This is a genomic window from Paenibacillus timonensis, assembly GCF_022427145.1.
GTDB lineage: Bacteria > Bacillota > Bacilli > Paenibacillales > Paenibacillaceae > Fontibacillus > Fontibacillus timonensis.
Genome location: NZ_JAKSXN010000014.1, coordinates 60314 through 78606, shown reverse-complemented (window position 1 = coordinate 78606; position 18293 = coordinate 60314). Strand labels below are relative to the sequence as shown.

Here is an 18293-nt window from a genome sequence, read left to right as displayed (position 1 = left end):
TAGCATACCAGATCAGGCGCGAATTGGAATGAGGCTGAGGGCGAATGCACATCAGATTACCATAAAAGGTCACCCGCCTCCCGTACCGTTCTCGTGCCGAACCCTTTACAATGAATGCAATCATAGGCAACCTGACGCCAAACTCTTAAATCCAAGCCAAAAGGAGAAACCATGCGATGAAACGCGAAATGCAGGCCGATATCGTGATTCTCGGGGGCGGAACCGGAGGAACCGCCGCGGCCCTGGCCGCTGCGGCTTCGGGCAAAACCGTCATCATGACGGAGGAGACGCTCTGGATCGGCGGACAGCTCACCAGCCAGGCCGTTCCGCCCGATGAGCACCCCTGGATCGAGCATTTTGGTTGTACGAGAACGTACCGGAATTTCCGCGAAGGCGTCCGCCACTATTATCGGGAACATTTTCCGATGACGCCGGCGGCAAGGAACCAGCCCGGGCTCAATCCCGGCAGCGGCATCGTCAGCCGGATCAGTCATGATCCGCGCGTCGGCTTGGCCGTGCTGCGGCAGATGTTGGCTCCGTACATTCACAGCGGTAGGTTGACGATTCTGTTCAACTATCGAATCCAACAAGCCGAATCCGCCGGGGACGTGGTGAGCAGCGTAACGGTGCGTCATCTTAGCACCGGAGATGAGCTCGTGCTTCAGGCCCCGTTTTTTATCGATGCCACCGAGCTTGGCGATTTGCTTCCGATAGCCGGCATCGAATACGTGACCGGAGCGGAGTCCAAAGCGCAGACCGGCGAACCCCATGCGGTGGACGGAGACCCCGCGCCACAGGACATCCAGGGCTTTACTTATTGCTTCGCCGTAGATTACGCGGAGGGAGAAGAGCATCTCATCGACAAACCCGAGATGTACGATTTCTGGCGACCGTATAAGCCCGATTTCTGGCCGGATCGGCTGTTAAGCTTGACCGGCGTGAGGCCATCCACGAACGAGCCGGTCGAATATGAAATTTTTCCGGGGCACGGGGGCAAATTCCCGCTGTTTCAATACCGGCAAATCCTCGATCCGGCCCATTTCGACAACCGTTTCGGCTTTCGTCCGCTCTCCCTGATCAACTGGCCGCAGAACGACTATTGGCTAGGCTCCATTATCGACGTTCCGGAGAAGGAAGCCGCGCATCATCTGCACCAAGCCAAACAGCTGAGCTTGTCGCTCTTGTATTGGCTGCAAACCGAGGCTCCCCGTCCCGACGGCGGGCAAGGCTACCCGGGTCTGCGTCTGCGCCGAGACGTCGTCGGAACGGAAGACGGGTTGGCCATGGCTCCCTATATCCGCGAGTCGAGAAGGATTCAAGCGGAGTTCACGGTGCTGGAGCAGCATGTCGCCACGGCCTCCCGGCCGGACGGCGTAGCCGAGTGGTTCCCGGATTCCGTCGGAGTCGGCTGTTACCGCATCGATCTGCATCCGAGCACGGGTAACCAGCCGTATATCGATATTTCCTCCTTGCCTTTTCAAATTCCGCTTGGCAGCTTGATCCCGAAACGGGTCAAGAACGTGTTGGCGGCGGGCAAAAACATCGGAGTCACCCATATCACGAACGGCTGCTACCGTCTTCATCCCGTGGAATGGAACATCGGCGAAGCAGCGGGGCATTGCGCCAGCTTCTGCTTGGACCGCAACCTCTTTCCTACGGATGTACGCAATCATGAAGAAACCTTATCCGACTTTCAGCAGCGGCTCCTCGATCAAGGGATTGAATTGCAATGGCCGAAGCTTCGTCCGGTCTAATCCGAAAAAAATCATGCCAGCCTCCGGATGACTTCATCCGCAGGCTGGCATTTTACGTTTCCCGTAGAACTCTCCAAACTCGCTTATGGATTGATCAGCCCCGCCAGCCGCAGCATTCGGGCGAGAACCGCCGCCGCTTCCGCACGGGTGGACGAGGCCTCGGGAGCGAACACCCCGTCCCCGCGCCCCTTCATTAAGCCCAAATCCACCGCGGTTGCAACGGCTTCTTCAGCCCAGCTTCCAATATGGCTGCGATCCTCGAACCCTACCAGCATGGAATCGGGATTTCCAGGGGCTACCTCCGTGCCTGCCAGCTTCAAGGCTCGAACCAACAGCACGCTCATCTGTTCCCGCGTCATTTGCTCGTTCGGACGGAACTTCCCGCCATCAAAACCTTCAATCAACCCGTGTTCCACCGCCGTCGATACCGCGCCCGCATACCACGCATCGGAGCTTACATCCGTGAACGTGATGCTCGTGCTAAAGTCACGCCCCTGTCCCGTTAGTCCGAGGGCGCGGACGAGCATGGCGGTAAATTGGACTCTCGTGATCGGAGCATGGGGACTGAATTCCGTGTCGGAGGTGCCCTGGGCGACCGTTTTGGAGGCCAACATCGCCACCTCGTCCGCAGCCCAGTGACCGCTCATGTCCGTAAAGGTCTTCCGGTGCGAAATCGCCGCATAAGTACCGCTATCCTTCAGCCGGAACGTCATCCGGGCCTTTCCGCCTTCCTGCTGGATCACCGCAGGCACGAACGCATAGCGGTTCAGGGAAGGTTCCAGAAGCAGAACGGTCGTTGTATCGGCATCTACGGCTCCGGTCAGCGGCGCGGTCGTCAGCTTGGCATCCGCTCCCTTAAAGGCAGGCAGGGCAGTCAAGGAGTCGCCCTGTCCCCAGAACAAGGAGATCTCCAGTAACGATCCAAGCCGTTCGGCCGGCTCCGGCAACAACTCGTTGAGCCGGTCTTCCTGCGCCTTCACGGGAAGGCCTATGCGAATCTGCAAGCGATCCGCCGCCCCTCTCTGGCTCAGGGATTCATTCAGCGCCTTCACAGGCAACTCCAACCTTCCTAACGAAGACTCTAGGAGGATGACGCCATTCGGCAACTCCTTCACTGCCGCCTCCAACCCCTGGATCGGCAGATGCAGGGTGATAACGTCGGAAGTTTCGTTAAAGCTGTATTGCAGCTGCTGCGATTGCGCCGGCTTCTCGCGAAGACTCTTCACCTCCTCAAGCATCCGCGTCAAATCGGCTTTGAGGTCAACGAGGTGCTGCCCGTTCTCCGCTGTTTTCTTCTGGACGCTTAACCGTTCCGGTTTCGCGGGTTGAGTTGGCGTGGACGGTGAACCGCCGCCGCCCGGCGACCCCGGTTGGCCTGGATTGGAGCCGCCATCCCCGGTGGACGTGCGAATGATTTGTACCGATTCGCTATTCGTCTTCAGCTCATCGACGTACACATCCACTTGGACGAAGTTGATTCCCGTCGTTAACGGAACGCTCGCCGTAAAAGTCCCGGTTGGGGAGATGGAAGCCGGCTCTCCGTTCACTTTGACGGAAGGCGACCCGGGCCCAAGCACTTCGACCGTCCCTTCCAACTGATAATGGCTGTCCCGTGTCTCTCGCAACTCATCGTCCATCAGGCCGCTTAATACCGCCGCGCGAACCTGATCTCCCACCTCGTAAGCATTCGCCACGAGCTGCCGGTTCGTTCTCGTGCCCGAAGGGTCGATCGTCGAGATGACGAAACCGCCTGGCGGAATCACGCTGTTGTTCTCTTCCGGAGCTCCCCAGCTCCAGTTGATGGCTTGCTTCCGGTTGACCACGCGGGTCACTTCCCCCGTGTTGTTTACGACCACCTCGACGCCAAAACGGTTCGTGCCGGTCGTTGTTCCGAAAGCTTCCGTCATCACGTTAATGTTGCCTTCCACCCGGTTCACGTTGTAATAATGACCTTCCAGGAACGTATCGGCGCTGTCGGGCAAGCTCATGCCAAGCTGGTAATCCTTCACCCATTCACGGTCCTGCAGCGCCGCCTTGGCAATCGCCCAGTTAATCTGGGAAGCGTCGAACAGCATCAGCCCGTTGGTCGTTTTCAAGCCCGCTTGGAATACCTCGCGCTGAACGGCAGGAAGCTGCACATTATTTAGCGCGATTCCCGCATACAGCGGAATTTCTCCATTCGTCACGATGTTGCCGAGAGTAATGTACTTCTGGATTTCTTGACTGGTCGTCTGGTAGGCGCCGATCATCAGAAAGTCCAGGTATTCGATATAACCGGTATCGTAATACTCCGGTGTATATACGGACTCGACCGGCAAGCCCAGGGAGGGATGGATGCGGAAGTTCTTGCTTCCCCAGTTCACCCCGTTCAGGTAATACGTCTCATACCAAGAACCGACATAGGAAGATACCTTGATGGTTCTTCCCGTTTGAGCTTCATAGGAGTCCACCAGCGCTTTCACTTCGCCGAAGAAGCTCTGGATCACGCTCGACCGGAACTCCCACCAATCCTGAATGAGCGGACCATCCACTCTGGCGTTATTTTCATAATAGAAAATATCATTCGGCCACTGGCTCAACGTCTTGCCGCGCTGGAGCAAAAACTGTTCGAACTTGACCCTCGTCTCCTCGCTGAAGTCCGCGCCTTCATTGTCGTACCGCCCCCGGTCGTGCACCACGCCGTCCACGTCATAATTTTTGATGATTTCCTCAAACGTCTTGAGCTGGTATTCGCGCACTTCATCGTTCGCCGGATTCACGAAAGCCACCAAGCCCTGCTTCGCACTTTCCCGCAGCCGTTTGATTTCGCCGTTATTCTCTGCGTAATGCACGCGCTCCTCCCAATCCAGGTGGTCATTCAGTACGGCGAACTCGTTATGGGCGATCGATCCTTCGGCAAATACGTTAACGGCAGCATGAATCTCCAGCCCCAGGGCATGGCCATGATCGATGAACTCCTGGAGCAAATCCAGGTTGGGGCTGGCCCCCGCCTTTTCGGGAGCTTGGATTTCGCTGACGTAAGGCCTTCCGGTCAAGTCGTTCTTCTTGTACGAGACGTACCCTTCAACGCCTTTCACATCGAAGGCGATGGAGGTCACCCCGCTGTCTTTGGCTTTTTGAAGAAAAGCCCGCACTTGCTCGCTCGTCTGGAACTTTTTCGCGTTGGAGGCTTGATCTACCCATAAAATGACTTCTTTGTCCGCGGCGAGATGGTCCCGGGCAAACACCGCAAGATCCCGCCGGTCCTGCTCGATCCCGTTCTTCAACACCCTCAATTCGATATAGTTGGTGCCTTTAGTTAAGGGATAGGTATAGTTAAAAGATCCCCCCGCATCAAAAGGAACGGAACTCCCGTTGACGAGCAGTTGGATGGCCGCCGGATTATCGATGTTCTCGATCATCCCCGAGAGGACCGTGTTGTCCTCCGGTACGGTGTAGATCTGCTGATTGTTCAGCTGAAGGCGGGCGATCAAGCCGTTGCCGCTCATCAGATCCCGCACCGATACGACTTCCCCGTTCTTGCGCAGCTTGATGATATCTCCAGCCTTGAAGTTTTCCGCCAGGAAGCGTTTGATGTAGTTGCCGGCATAACTGTTGTCTTGCGCCATCAGCACATAACCTTCCTCCGGTATATCAAGAGGAGTGGGTCCGGTCCATACGGGTGGCTGGCCGTTGATCGAAGGATTGATGACCTGCAAGACCCGATTGCTCGCGTCAACCTGGACCGCGACATTCGTCTGGGGAACCACGAGGGAGCCGCCGTAATCTCTGGTCAACAAAGCCACGATATTCGGCACGCCCGTCACGTCTTTGTCGACGTAGTCGATCTTGATCCGTGGACCATCGATGTCGATCGAGATGTCCTTGGGTGCCGCCTCGACCTCGATATAGTCCTGATTCTCCGCCGGTTCATACATAATCGTCATCATCTTCGTCGCCACTTCCTCCCCTGCCTGAAGCAGTTGGATCGTAACGGCGTTCGCTCCAGGACTTAAATACACGTTCTCGCGAAATACGCCATCTGCCGACAACTCGGCAGGATCCCCATTCACTGTGACGTCTAGATCCAGCTCCGCGTCATAATTCGCTACAAACCCGGCTACTTCAATGACGGGAATGTCCACGATGGTTTGATCCTCCGTGAGGATCATAAGTTCCGGAAGCTGCGGCTCCGGATCGGGCTCAGGTCCGGGGGTAGGGTCTGGAGCGGGCCCGGGTTCCGGCTCTGGCTCCGGAGCAGGAGATGGCGGAAGAAAATCCGCCGCGGTCACCTCCACCCCCGCTCGCATCAGCATCACCCGATCTCCGGCAGGATACTGCCGATAGAGCGCCGGCCGAAAACTCGACTCGTCCCAGGTGCTGTGCCCTCCGGCCAGTACGATATACCCTCCTTCCGGAATCGGGAGCATTCGCTCCGCATCCCAGGTTGTCGGGGGATCGTCTTGCGGGCCAACCACCTCCTGCACGAAGCCTTCCGCATCAACGGCGACCGCAACGTGTTGCTCCGGAACCCGCACCTCTGGCGCAGGGGTGTCATACGTTGCGCCGGTTACGGTCGCGCCGCTCGTGAACAAGGCGAGATAATCGGCCTTTTCCTCCAGCGGGGCCTGCGCCACGTTAATGTCCGTGAACACAAGCGAGCTACCGCCGTCCTCGCTTACAAACTGAATCGGTTCCCCTCCAGCCTCTTCCGCGTTCGGAATGTCCTCCATTCCGGCGGCCGAGGAGGTGATCGGCATCCCCGGCCAGAACAACGTCGCCAACAAAGAGAGAGAAATCAGCCCGGCCATCCGTTTCAGTAACGCACGCTTCATCAACTTCCCCCCTTTTCACCCGCGGATCAATTACTTAGTCGACTGGAACCATTCGTTCGCCGCAGCGACCATATCGGCTCCGCCTTCCGCTCTCCACTGCGCCAGGAATTGGTCATATTGCTCGATCGGCTTCGCTCCGGAAATGAATTGCAGCACGTTATCATCCAATAACGTCGTCAGCTTGAGCAGATTTTTGGATACGGCTTCGATCGGCGGTGCCGTTGACATGGGATCCACGACGATCAGGCCTTCGGCGTTTTTCTGGAAGGCTTCAAAATGCGCCTGAAGCACCGGATCCTTCCGTACGCGAGCCTGCCAGTAGATCGGATATTTCTCTTCGTCGACGCCCGTCATGAAGCTGCTGGCGTTGTTTAATTGATCGTTGAAGATCGGGAGAATCGGATAATACTTGTCATCCTTCACTTCGTAATGAACGCCTTCCTGGCCGAGGGCGATGCCTTTGAACGTCTCCGGCTCCAGCTTCGCGTTCAGAAACTCCATGGCGGCGTCTTTCTTTTTGGAGGACTTCAGAATTCCGATATACCAGGTCGTATTCGCCTTAGCGCCCACGACGGCTTTCCCATCCGGTCCCTTCAGATAAGGAATGATAGTCGTCTTGGCTTCGGGGAAGTTCTTCTGGAGCGCGGCAATCGTCGACCCCGCGTTCCACCAAGCCAGCTTATACATGGCCGCGTTGCCGCCGGAAAATTTCTCGATCGACTCCTGGGCCGTATTCAGCGGAGTTTCGGTATCCAGCAGGCCTTCTTTGTACAACTTGTTCATGTAGGCAATGTACTCTTTCATCTCCGGCTGCTCCGCCCGGTGCACCAGCTTGCCGTCCACTTCCTTCCAATCGGTGTACACGCCAAACGTCGTGGCAATGTCGCCGTAGATGGAATCCTTGCTCATCGTCAGAGGGATGACGTTTTTCTTTTCTTTGATTGTCCTTAGCACCGTATACAGCTCATCCCGGTTCGTCGGAATGGATAAGCCGAGTTCATCCAGCCAATCCTGCCGGACGACAAGCTCCTCGCCGATGCTCACGCCGGCTCCGGTCTCGGGAATACCGTAGATCTTCCCGTCGATCGTTGCGCTGGCGAAAGACTCCGGCTTGATCGATTGCTTGATATAGTTTCCATGCGCTTCCAGGAGTTCATCCATCGGCTCGAGCGCCCCCGCCGAAGCCAGGTTGTAGAACTGAGCCGCATTCAGCTTGGCGATGTCATAATTTTCTTTGCTGGACACCATCAGGTTGAGCTTCTCATCGGCATTCTCCGCCGGCAGCAATTCATATTCCACATGAAATCCGGTCCGTTCCTCGATGTATTTCGCCACGTATTCGGTCTTCGGATCGAATAGCCCATATTGCATAATCATTCGCAGGTCCGATTTGCCCGTGCTTCCCTCGCCGTTATTCCCTTCCGTCGATGCGTTGGTTGTACCGCCCGAAGGTTCGGCCGCATTAGGCTCCGACGTTCCTCCTCCTCCACCGCAGCCGGACAACGCCAACGCGAAACCTAGAATGGCGGTGAGTACCGCCGATGTTTTCGTCTTGAGAATCATAAATTACCTCCTTAAAATGCATTTCGATATAGGGGGTACTGCTGCAAGCGGAGCGCATCACCTCCTTCAGGAAGCTGTCATTTATCGACGTCCGTCTCAACCTTTTATCGAACCGACCAGCACGCCTTTGACGAAATATTTTTGCAGGAAAGGATATACGAGCAGAATCGGAATGGTCGCGAGCAGGATCGAAGAGGCTTGGATCGACTGAGGGGTCGTATTAATGGCGGCATCGACGTTGTCCTTGAGAAAATCGCCGCTGGAAGACACGAGAAGTTCCTTCAAATAGAGCTGCATCGGCTTGATGGCCGGATCGCTGATGTAAATCATCGCGGAGAAGTAATCGTTCCAGAACGCCACGGCAAAAAACAATCCGATGGTAGCAAGTACCGGCAACGATAAGGGGAGCATTACCGACGCCAGGATCCGGATATTCCCCGCGCCGTCCAGTTTGGCCGATTCCTCCAGTTCCTCCGGAAGGCCTTCGAAGTAATTTTTGATAATCAGCATGTTATACACATTGACCATGGCAGGGAGGAATAGGACCGGAAACGAATTGACCAGATTCAGGTTCTGCATTAGCAGGTAGGTGGGAATCAACCCGCCGCTGAACAACATCGTAAAGACGAAGATCAGCAAGAGCCCCTTTCTTCCGCGTAGCCGAACCTTCGACAACGGATAGGCCGTTAGCGTGGTCAGAAACAGACTGCACGCCGTTCCGACCACGGTCAGGGCGATCGATACCTTCAGCGAATTCAGGAACATGGAGTCTTGAAGCACATAGTGATACGTCTCGAGTTGAAGGCCCACCGGGAGCAAACCCACCTTTCCGGAGATGACGGCGCTCTCGCTACTTAAGGACTTGGCGAGCAAGTTGACGAAAGGAAGCAGCGTCGTCAGCCCCAACAAGACAAAGAATACATAATTGAACACCGTAAAGCATTTTTCGGAAAACGAGGTTTTTATCGTGCTGCGAGGCGATCGCAATCCTTCCAAAGTCGGCTTATGATCCATGTGCCCCTTCCCCTTTCCTACCAAATCCCGCGCTGCAGATATTTGCGGCTCGCCGCGTTGCCGGCGATCACCAACGTAAAGGAGATCACCGCTTCAAAAAGACCCACCGCCGTCGAGAAGCTATAGTCCTGACTGCCAAGCCCCATGCGGTACACATACGTGCCGATAACATCGGACACCTGGTAAACCACCGGGTTGTACATGACCAGAATTTGTTCGGTTCCGGCTTCCAGCACGTTGCCGAGCCGAAGGATAAACATCAGGATGATAATCGGCGCGATTCCTGGCAGGGTAATATGCCACAACTGCTTCCACCTGCCGGCTCCGTCCATTCTCGCCGCTTCGTACAACATCGGATCGATCGTGGTGAACGCCGCCAGGTAAACGATCGTGCTCCATCCGGTCTCCTTCCAGCCCGCCGAAGTGATCAGCACGCTTCGGAATACGCTGTTGTCCAGGAAGAAGGCGATCGGTTCCATTCCCATCGCGCTTAAGGTCTTATTGACGATCCCCCCGTTCGTTGACAACAGATCCATAAACACCCCGCCAACGATAACCCAGGACAGGAAATGCGGGAGATAAATGACGGTTTGCACCGTCCGCTTGAAGATCAAATTCCGCATCTCGTTTAGCATCAGGGCGATGATGATGGGTAAAGGAAACAAGATGACGATTTTCAGAAAGCTGATGATCACTGTATTTCTGAACACTTGGGCAAAATCCGGCGACGTAAACAGCTTCTCGAAATGCTTCCAACCGACCCACGGGCTGTCCGCAAATCCGCTGAAAATGTTGAAATCCTTGAAGGCAATGCTGATCCCGTACATCGGCGTGTATTTGAACAACAAAATAAACAAAATGCCCGGCACGAGCAGCAAATAAAGATCCCATTCCTTCCGGATGTCGAGTCCCAACCGGCTCCAATAACTTCGTTTGGGCTTGGGTGCTTTGGTCGATTCCGTTCCGATCCCGATCTTCAATGACATCGGCTTGCCCCCTTTCTTCCTTCAATCGTCCATTCGTAAAACAATTGTAAAATCGGACCGGCGGGCTGAGTAGGAGAGACCAATTACTATTTGTGGTAATCTGATGGTTTCTAAGCCTTTTGAGAGCAAAAAAAAGAAGCCTTGCGGCTTCTATCGGGCGTGAAGTTATGATCATATCAATCGACGTGGACGGTACGATTAAGGTTATGCATGATGGCATCGTACAGAAATCCGTAAATTCCTCATGGTCAAACCGATCAAAATAGTTCTTAAATCGTTGCATCGCGGCGTAATCTGATCGGTAAGCTCTCTCCGTGCTCATTTCTCGCTAACGCTTGCCAGAGAGCTTATTTCGGGAAAACAGGGGGATTTCCTATTCTAACGCTTGCCAGAGAGCTTATGAGGGGGAAAACAGCTCCTATTTCGCCGAAAATCGGGAAATAAGCGTTCTTATCAGCGTTAGATTCGGCGGGTCCCCTTTTGGGCACAAATAACGCCGCTCACAAGCGTTAGAGCTGAACTGCGGTCGCTGTCCCGGCTAGATACTCATCCACCAGCACCTTGAACTATGGAGCGACTACTGACTACTACTCTCTTCTGAATCTAGCGCCCTGCCTCTGCTCCCCACGTCCAACCCCCGCCGCCAAACGCCAGCACCCGCGCACCTAGCACCTCCCTCGGCACCCACCCCTCTGCGCCCTGCTCCCGCTAGGCAACCCGCCCAGAGTCCGGGCTTGCCAGCTTAACTGTAAACTAACTTTTGCACTCCCCGGGATTTACCCCCCAATACTTGCGGAAGACCTTGGTGAAGTAGCTCACGTCCCGGTAACCCACCGAGCGGGCGGCGTCGTAGACCTTATGCCCTTCCTGCAACAGCGATTTGGCCCGTTCCATCTTGCGTTCCAGCACATAATCCGAGAAGGCGGCACCCATCTCCTGCTTGAACAGCCGGCTAAGGTAAGAGGAATTGATATACATGCGATCCGCCACCATGTGCAGCGTTATTTCCTGATCCATTTCCTCGTTCAGCAAACGGAGAATCTCCTTCACCACCTGATGGCTGTTCGCTTTGCGCTGCTCTTTCACGTAGGCCACAACCCGGCGTACGATTCTCGCCAGAAGCGCCCAGGTTTGCGATTGGGTGCTGAGCAAACTAACGTTCTGAATATATTTCGCATCTTCTTCAAGCACCTGCTTGATCGTCCACCCCCGCTTTTGAATCATCCGGGTAAACAGGCCGTGCACAAAAAGAACCGCCTCATGAAAATCGTCCGAGGACTCCATCTTCGAAACCAGCCCATCCCAAATCCCCTGCAGGGCTTCCATGGCTTTGGCCTCGTCCGCGGTCTCCATCGCAATCTCCAGCTCCTTCTCCAGGTTCGGCTGAATCGCAAAGGGTCGGGCGCTCTCCCCGGCCGTCTCCCGATACGGGATGACAAGATTATGCCCGAACACGACCCGCTCCTGCAGGGCATGGCAAGCCTGCCGGTATAACGAATCCAGATGCTCCAACGGCCCCGCCGCCGCGCTAAGGCCGGCACTGGCGGTGCGATGCAGCATTTCTTTGGTCCGGGAAAGCAACTGCGACAAGTCCGCGTTCATCCGCAGCGGTGCCTCGCTCGCTTCCGCCTCGGGGCCGATCACGTAGACCAACATCAGGTTCATATCCGAGTTGGCGGCGATCCACCAGGTTGGAGGAGTTAGCAGCTCTTTAGCCAACAACTGCAGCGTAAACTTCTGGATCTCCGTCGACTCTCCGTCCTCCGGGGAAGGATCCAATTCCACCGCCGCAACCGCGATCCGATCCTCCTGCCGCAACGGAATGTGCAATTCTTTGCTTTTGGCCAGAATCTCCTCCCGTCCAACCTTGCCGCCGGCCCACTGAAGGAAAAACAGATTTTGCAAATGAGGCAGGTTGGACAGCCACTGCTTCTCTAACGCCGCCTGCCGCCGCCATTGCTCCAAATCCTGTTGCAGCTGGCGACGAGCATCCAGCACGGCTTCCAGAATCTCCTCCTCGCCCGCGGGCTTCAGCAAATACCGCGAAACCCCGTGTTTCATCGCGATCTGGGCAAATTCGAAATTGTCGTGCCCGCTCAAAATAATGACCTTCATCAACCGGTTGAGGAATCCGCGTTCCTTCAGCTCCCGTAATAGCGCCAATCCGTCCATGCCGGGCATTTGCACGTCGATCAGCATGAGGTCGGGTTTCTTCCGCTCCATGAGCTTTAAAGCATCAAGACCGTTAGCCGCCGTACCGATCATGTCGATCCCGTGCGACTCCCACGTGATATTATGGGCCAGCGCCTGGCGCAGCCGGGGCTCGTCCTCCACGATCATCAGATTCATCCCGTTCTCCCTCCCTCCAATGGAATCGATAATGAAACGGCCGTTCCTACGCCCCAGGTGCTCTGAACGGCCAGCTTCGCCTCCGGTCCGTAATACAGCTTCATCCGGCTCAGCACATTGCGCAGGCCGAACAAGTCCTTCGCCTGCTCTTCATCCTGCGAATAAGCGGCTACTTTGTGGAGATCCATCCGGTCAAGCTCCTGCTGGATATAGCGAAGCCGCCCCTCTTCAATGCCCGGTCCGTTGTCCTCCACGCGGATGAACACCGTATGCTCCTGTTCCATCCAACTCGAGATGACCAGACGTCCATCCGATTCTTTTCCTTCCATGCCATGGATGATCGCATTCTCGACGATGGGTTGAAGCAGCAGCTTTAACAGCGGAATCCGCTTGCTTTGCTCCGAGATCCGATATTCCACGCGGAAATTGTCCATAAATCGAAGCTGCTGGATGCGCAAATAATAGTTCAAGTGGACGATGCTCTCTTCGATCGTAAACTCCTGCCTGCCCTTGTTCAGGCTTAGCCGGAAAAAGCTGGAGAGGTTCATCACCATCTCGCTGATTTCCTCCGCATCGTAATTTTTGGCCATCCAATAGATCGAATCCAGCGTGTTGTACAAAAAATGGGGGTTGATCTGCGATTGCAGAAAACGGAGTTCGGTCGTCTTCAGCCGCAGCTGCTGCTCATAATGATCCTCGATCAAGTGCTTCTGCACCATGACCATGCGGTTAAACGATTGGATCAAAAATCCGAACTCGTCCTTTCGATTCGTACTGACATGGGTGCTAAGCTCTCCGTTCCCGAATCGTCGCATCCCTTTGGCCAGCTTCAGCACGGGAGAGGCGATTCCGCTGTAAACGACCCAGGAGACGGTAAAAGCAAGTATCAGGCTGAGTCCGATAATGGCAAACGTGAACTGGCGCAATTGATCGGTCTCCAGGTACAGCTCGCTTTTGGGCTGGAGCAGCGTCAACCGCCAGGTCGAGTAGGAAGAATCGATTGTGACGGACATGTCCTGCTCCGGGAGATGCGGTGCCGAAGGTTTGCCCACCTCAAGCAGCACCTCTCCTCGATCATTCGATAGCGCGATCCGGCTATTTTCGGAGGGCAGCAGCGTTTTGATAATGTTCAGTAATTTATTCTTGCTGAACGACACGACCAGCAAATTGGCTTGCCGATCGCTGTTGTACAAATCCATTGCCCGCAGCAGCGATATGCTGTCGGAGTTCGTCAATTGCCCAAAGGTCACCCCGTCCGTTACCGCATAGTCCGCCTTAACATAAGAGATGCCTGTCCCGTTATGGCGGGCGGTCTCCACAAACCATTCCTTCTGCGCGTCCCCCGCCAGTTGCTTGCCTCCGTAATGGGTGGAGATCAGCATGCCCGAGGCCGGATGGTAGACGGAAATTTGCGAAATATACCGGTTTACCGATACCGAATTCGACAATTGTTCCAAAATAGAAGAGAACGCCAGGATCGAATGCGGCGAGAAATCGCTCCCGTTCTCGTTCAGCAGCGCATTCATGGCGGGGTCGCCGGCGATCAGCGTGGAAATCTCCTCGACATTCTGAAAGACCAGGTCCAAATGGTTCATCGCCGAGGATAGGGCCGTTTCGGTACGCTGCACCGCCTGGTCATAAAGAATATCCCGCGACCTCTCCACCGCAAACAGGCTGATCAACACCAGGGGGAGCAAAATGAGTATAAAATATCCGGTCAGCCGGAATTGAATATGGTGCGAAAACCGGTTCAAGATCCATCGAATCACCGTACTCCCCCTTCCATACCGAGAAGCTCGCCTTATCTTCTGCTCTCGTACCAGCGATTGACTTCTTTCGTAATTTCACTCCCCCCTTCCGCTTTCCAACGTTCGACGTATTGGTCGAACGCGTCCAGCGGTTCGATGCCTAAAATGATTTTGACGAATACGTCCTCCAATCGATTGAGATGATCGCTGTATTTTCCCATGGCTGGCGTCGGAATCCCGTAAAATGCGCTAGGCATAATATTGCGGTGAATGGTCTGGATATTGTTGTACAGGTTAAAATCACCCAGCGAGTCGAGCCGCTGCTTAAACAACGTCTCGTCGGGAACGTCCACCAGGGACTGATAAATCCCGCGGTACAGGCTCTCGTCATGCAGGGCGAAATCCGTGACGATCCGATCTCCTTCCCGCCGCCAAATTTCATTTTCGAAACCAAGCTTCAACGTTTTATAATCGCTTGCGATAAAATCCAGCAGTTGAATCACTTCAGCGGCATGCGGTGAATCGGCGGGGATGACGTTATAGCCGCGAATGGTGTCTATGCTGTATACGCCTTTGTTCCCTTGGGGCCCTATCGGGTATTCCAGGGGAATCCAGCGGGCGTTCGGATCCCGTTTCATGTTGGCCGCAATCGGGCCGCGCGTGTCGTACCACGTCGCTGAGAATAGCCCGACCTTTCCGTATTCGATCTTCTCGAACAAGTTCGTCTGAAGGTTTAACGGGAACTCCCGTTCCAGCAGTCCTTCTTGGTACAACCGGGCCAGGAAGCCTAGCGTTTCCTTGGTTTCCGGCAAAATATTGCCATATACCAAATTCCCATCCCGCTCAAACCAGGTATCCAGCTGCGTACCGAAAGCGCCGAAGAACGGGGAGGACCGTCCAAGGTCTGCCGTGAACGTCAGACCGACGGTGTCTTGCAGGCCATTGCCGTCCGGGTCGTCCCGGGTAAAGGCTTGAATGACTTCGTAGTATTCGTCCAGCGTTTTCGGAGGGGCTAGGCCTAGCCGGTCCAGCCAATCTTTTCGCGCATACATCAATTCGATGCCCGTCACTTCGTTTAAGCTCGGTACGGCATAAATTTTGCCGCCGTATTTGACTCTGTCCCAGACTTCAGAGGGGATTTTCGCTTTCAGGTGGGGGCCGTACCGGTCGATGAGATCATCCAAGGGGAGGAGTGCCCCTTGCTTGACATAATTGTCGAACCAAACGGGCTCGTAGGCGTGCAATAGATCGGGGAGATTCCCTGAGGACATAATGACGTCCAGTTTCTCGTCGTAGACCTCGGTGGGAGGCGTGTTGACCTGGATGTCCAGGCCGGTTTGCTCTTCGATGTAGTTCAAATAGCGGTTGTCGTTCTCATCCATGCCTTCGGGAAAAGTCATGCCCAGATTGGAGATGACGATGTTGACCTGAGGACGGGACCGCTGATCTCCATTAAGGGGCGGCTCTTGGGCTTGGCCGGGAAAGCCGCAGCCCGCGAACCCCGTGACAATGCCCGTCAGCAGCAGCGAAAAAGGAAGCAGCCGTACGTTCCTGCGGAACTGGATCTTCCGCATTCTCGTTAATTTCGGAAGGCATTTGGATGTCTCCGCCTTGTTTCTCGCCATGCGCCCCTTTCCCTCCCTCCTAATACAACCGGTTTTCATAGCTATCCTGCAGCGATTGGCGGACCTCCTCTTCGGTTCTGCCCAGTTTCTTGGTATGTTCGGCTAAAATCGCCGACGGATTGGGCAAGGCTTCTGGCGTTAACCAAGAGCTTGGCTCCCATACCTGCGATCGGATAAAGGACTTGGCGCAATGCATATAACACTCTTCAACCTTCACGCCGATTCCGAACAGAGGCACCTTGTTCTTGGCTTTCAACCGCTCCATCAAATCCTGATCCCTGATGATGCAAGCTTGCCCGTTAATGCGCAGCGTTTCCTTTAATCCGGGAATGATGAAGATCAATCCGATCCGCGGGTTTTCCACGAGATTGCCCAAGGAATCAAAGCGTTTATTTCCCGGGCGTTCGGGGATAACGAGATGAAAGTCATCCAAGGTCAACACAAATCCGGCTTCATCGCCGCGGGGCGATACGTCGCAATTTCCTGCCGCATCGCTTGTTGCCATAAACAGCATAGGAGACTTAGAGATGAAATCGCGGATAGACGGATCCAGGCGAAACACGACTTTATGCTTCACCGGTTCGCTGGGATATCCGCATAGCTCGTTTAATTCTTGCTTGGAGGTTATCGTATCTCGAAATAATGACTGGTCCATGCTGATCCCCTTTCTTTACCCAAATTATACATAGCTTCGTCCAGAGATTTTGTCGAACGTTGAGGGCGATTCTCTTGAAAAAAATTTAAAAAACTTAGGGAAATTCATTTTATACCATGTTAGGATGCGATTGAGTCGCGATGAATCATCTTTAAGGAGGAATCCAAAAATGGAGTTTAAGCTTGAAACGCTTCCCCGCTATCGAATCGCTTATGCGAGGCACGCGGGACCCTATGGTCCCGACAACGTTCACACGATGGAGCAAATCAAAACATGGGCGGAGGCCAATCGCCTACTGAATCCCTCGGCGATCCTGTTCGGGATTCCACAAGACAACCCCCGAACAACGCCGCCGGAAAACTGTCGGTACGATGCGTGTATCGTTATTTCGACGGACGAAGATGTACGGGTAGAGGCACCTATCCGCATCGGTGAAATAGCCGGTGGAGATTACATGGTTCTCACGATAAAACACACCGCTCAAGACCTTCAGTTGGCCTGGGCCGAATTGTTGCCCATGCTTCATACCATGGGATATCAAATCGAGGACAAACCGATGATGGAACGATACACCGGGGAAATGATCCGGAATGAGTCTTGTGAAATCTGCGTGCCTATTAAAATGTTGCAGTGAGAGAGCTCGGCCCAACCCGGCTTCGGATATTTATGCTAAAGCCGGGTTGAGTTGATCTGATCCTGTCCTGTTCTGTTCAAAATCAAAAATCATCCTTGTAATCATCGACCGGATCCCAGATCGACCAGGCCCCTTCAAGGAGGTTCCCCTCAGGATCACGAAAGTAAAAATACTTGGCTTCCCCGTTACCCAAGGTCATCAACTCTTCCACCTCCACCCCCTTATTCCGCAGAAACCCGTGCGTATATTCGATATCGGGGCAATTCATCGCCATGATCGGGAACGGATTTCCGTTCCGCAGAATTTCAAGCCGTTGGGGACTTTCCGTCTCGATCAACAATAACGCAATCGATTGTTGATGGGGATGATGCAACACGGCCAAGTAAGACCCGCGGTCCTCAAATTTATTCATCAATTTAAACTCCAGATGGTCCGTATACCACCGAATGGACTTGTCGATATTGGAGGTTGGCACATACACATAACCAATCCGGGAAAATTTATAAGATTTGCTCATCCGGGAAATAACCCCCTGCCTATTAAATTGGCCGTCACCGGCTTCTTACCGATTTCTCGTGACCACACGGATAATTGTCCGATATGGTGGATCTCATGGGCGATCACGTGCCGCATCACTTCGCCGTAGGTATGGGCTTCCCGTTCTCCGTCATCCGTGATGTCGATCATCACGCGGTCCTCCAGGCTATCTTTCCACTCGTAAACAAAGGGGGCGACTTCCGCATGACAGAGGGCAGAGAAATCTTGGACCCGACCTAAGCCGGCGACCTCCTCAAAGGAAGGGATTTGAATGGCTTTCCCTTGGATTCCGCCGCAAATCCAACCATACTCGACAGCCACAATGTGATACAGCGTAGGGAGGATGTATCCAAGGCCGCCGACCCGTTTTTTCATCAATTCTTCCTCGTTGACCGACTCGCACCAGTCGAACCAATCCTTGCGGACCTGCCAGTTATACTCGAATAATTTCAACATCCCTTCTCCTCCTTCAAACGGCGATCTGATCACCTTCTAATTCCTCATCCAATGAATTAGACGGACTAAGCTTTTTTTCCTTCTCAAGATACAAGTGGATTGGGAGCTGGACAAGCCTCCTTTTTCGGACGATTTACGGAAGTATTCACTAATTCGTG

The 18293-nt window shown here is 54.4% G+C and carries 12 protein-coding genes; 2 read left to right on the top strand and 10 right to left on the bottom strand.

The genetic code is table 11. The features are described from left to right. Positions 1-176 precede the first annotated feature (176 nt). Positions 177-1754 carry an FAD-dependent oxidoreductase gene (locus MJ257_RS07570; protein ID WP_240268656.1) on the top strand — a complete coding sequence of 526 codons (1578 nt, stop codon included), beginning with the start codon at positions 177-179 and terminating at the stop codon, positions 1752-1754. 83 nt (positions 1755-1837) lie between these two features. Here the strand turns inward: MJ257_RS07570 and MJ257_RS07565 are convergent, their stop codons facing one another. The 8 genes from MJ257_RS07565 to MJ257_RS07530 all read right to left on the bottom strand — a co-directional run bounded on the left by MJ257_RS07565 (position 1838) and on the right by MJ257_RS07530 (position 16508). Beyond that, positions 1838-6568, bottom strand: coding sequence for an S-layer homology domain-containing protein (locus MJ257_RS07565; protein ID WP_240268655.1), 4731 nt, complete (start codon positions 6566-6568; stop codon positions 1838-1840). 30 nt (positions 6569-6598) lie between these two features. Then, entirely contained in the window at positions 6599-8131 is a 1533-nt protein-coding gene (locus MJ257_RS07560) for an extracellular solute-binding protein (protein WP_240268654.1), read from the bottom strand. Positions 8132-8227: 96 nt separating this feature from the next. After that, the gene (locus tag MJ257_RS07555) at positions 8228-9145 is read right to left on the bottom strand and encodes a carbohydrate ABC transporter permease (RefSeq protein WP_240268653.1); all 918 of its coding nucleotides are present in this window, start codon (positions 9143-9145) and stop codon (positions 8228-8230) included. Positions 9146-9162: 17 nt separating this feature from the next. Then, entirely contained in the window at positions 9163-10131 is a 969-nt protein-coding gene (locus tag MJ257_RS07550; protein WP_240268652.1) for an ABC transporter permease, read from the bottom strand. Positions 10132-10884: 753 nt separating this feature from the next. Further along, entirely contained in the window at positions 10885-12480 is a 1596-nt protein-coding gene (locus MJ257_RS07545) for a response regulator (RefSeq protein WP_240268651.1), read from the bottom strand. After that, positions 12477-14249 (bottom strand): cache domain-containing sensor histidine kinase, encoded by a 1773-nt coding sequence (locus MJ257_RS07540; RefSeq protein ID WP_240268650.1) that lies wholly within the window; start codon positions 14247-14249, stop codon positions 12477-12479. Before MJ257_RS07540 ends, MJ257_RS07545 begins: the two co-directional genes overlap by 4 nt. A gap of 32 nt (positions 14250-14281) precedes the next feature. Then, the gene (locus MJ257_RS07535) at positions 14282-15802 is read right to left on the bottom strand and encodes an extracellular solute-binding protein (RefSeq protein WP_240268676.1); all 1521 of its coding nucleotides are present in this window, start codon (positions 15800-15802) and stop codon (positions 14282-14284) included. Between the two features lie 70 nt (positions 15803-15872). Further along, positions 15873-16508: a pyridoxamine 5'-phosphate oxidase family protein gene (locus MJ257_RS07530; protein WP_240268649.1), complete on the bottom strand. Its 636-nt coding sequence runs from the start codon at positions 16506-16508 to the stop codon at positions 15873-15875. Between the two features lie 169 nt (positions 16509-16677). On the opposite strand from MJ257_RS07530, the gene MJ257_RS07525 reads away from it, so the two are divergent. Continuing rightward, complete coding sequence (locus tag MJ257_RS07525; RefSeq protein WP_240268648.1) at positions 16678-17142, top strand: AraC family transcriptional regulator; 465 nt, start codon at positions 16678-16680, stop codon at positions 17140-17142. Between the two features lie 82 nt (positions 17143-17224). Here the strand turns inward: MJ257_RS07525 and MJ257_RS07520 are convergent, their stop codons facing one another. Both MJ257_RS07520 and MJ257_RS07515 read right to left on the bottom strand, forming a co-directional pair. After that, complete coding sequence (locus MJ257_RS07520; protein WP_240268647.1) at positions 17225-17659, bottom strand: VOC family protein; 435 nt, start codon at positions 17657-17659, stop codon at positions 17225-17227. Further along, the gene (locus tag MJ257_RS07515; protein ID WP_240268646.1) at positions 17656-18135 is read right to left on the bottom strand and encodes a DinB family protein; all 480 of its coding nucleotides are present in this window, start codon (positions 18133-18135) and stop codon (positions 17656-17658) included. The genes MJ257_RS07520 and MJ257_RS07515 overlap by 4 nt, the downstream gene beginning before the upstream one ends. Positions 18136-18293: the final 158 nt, after the last annotated feature.

Bases quoted from the DNA above. Each gene is read 5' to 3' on its own strand.
- MJ257_RS07535 (WP_240268676.1), bottom strand. From the start codon at position 15,802: ATGCGGAAGATCCAGTTCCGCAGGAACGTACGGCTGCTTCCTTTTTCG.
- MJ257_RS07555 (WP_240268653.1), bottom strand. From the start codon at position 9,145: ATGGATCATAAGCCGACTTTGGAAGGATTGCGATCGCCTCGCAGCACG.
- MJ257_RS07530 (WP_240268649.1), bottom strand. From the start codon at position 16,508: ATGGACCAGTCATTATTTCGAGATACGATAACCTCCAAGCAAGAATTA.
- MJ257_RS07550 (WP_240268652.1), bottom strand. From the start codon at position 10,131: ATGTCATTGAAGATCGGGATCGGAACGGAATCGACCAAAGCACCCAAG.
- MJ257_RS07560 (WP_240268654.1), bottom strand. From the start codon at position 8,131: ATGATTCTCAAGACGAAAACATCGGCGGTACTCACCGCCATTCTAGGT.
- MJ257_RS07565 (WP_240268655.1), bottom strand. From the start codon at position 6,568: ATGAAGCGTGCGTTACTGAAACGGATGGCCGGGCTGATTTCTCTCTCT.
- MJ257_RS07545 (WP_240268651.1), bottom strand. From the start codon at position 12,480: ATGAATCTGATGATCGTGGAGGACGAGCCCCGGCTGCGCCAGGCGCTG.
- MJ257_RS07570 (WP_240268656.1), top strand. From the start codon at position 177: ATGAAACGCGAAATGCAGGCCGATATCGTGATTCTCGGGGGCGGAACC.
- MJ257_RS07515 (WP_240268646.1), bottom strand. From the start codon at position 18,135: ATGTTGAAATTATTCGAGTATAACTGGCAGGTCCGCAAGGATTGGTTC.
- MJ257_RS07520 (WP_240268647.1), bottom strand. From the start codon at position 17,659: ATGAGCAAATCTTATAAATTTTCCCGGATTGGTTATGTGTATGTGCCA.
- MJ257_RS07525 (WP_240268648.1), top strand. From the start codon at position 16,678: ATGGAGTTTAAGCTTGAAACGCTTCCCCGCTATCGAATCGCTTATGCG.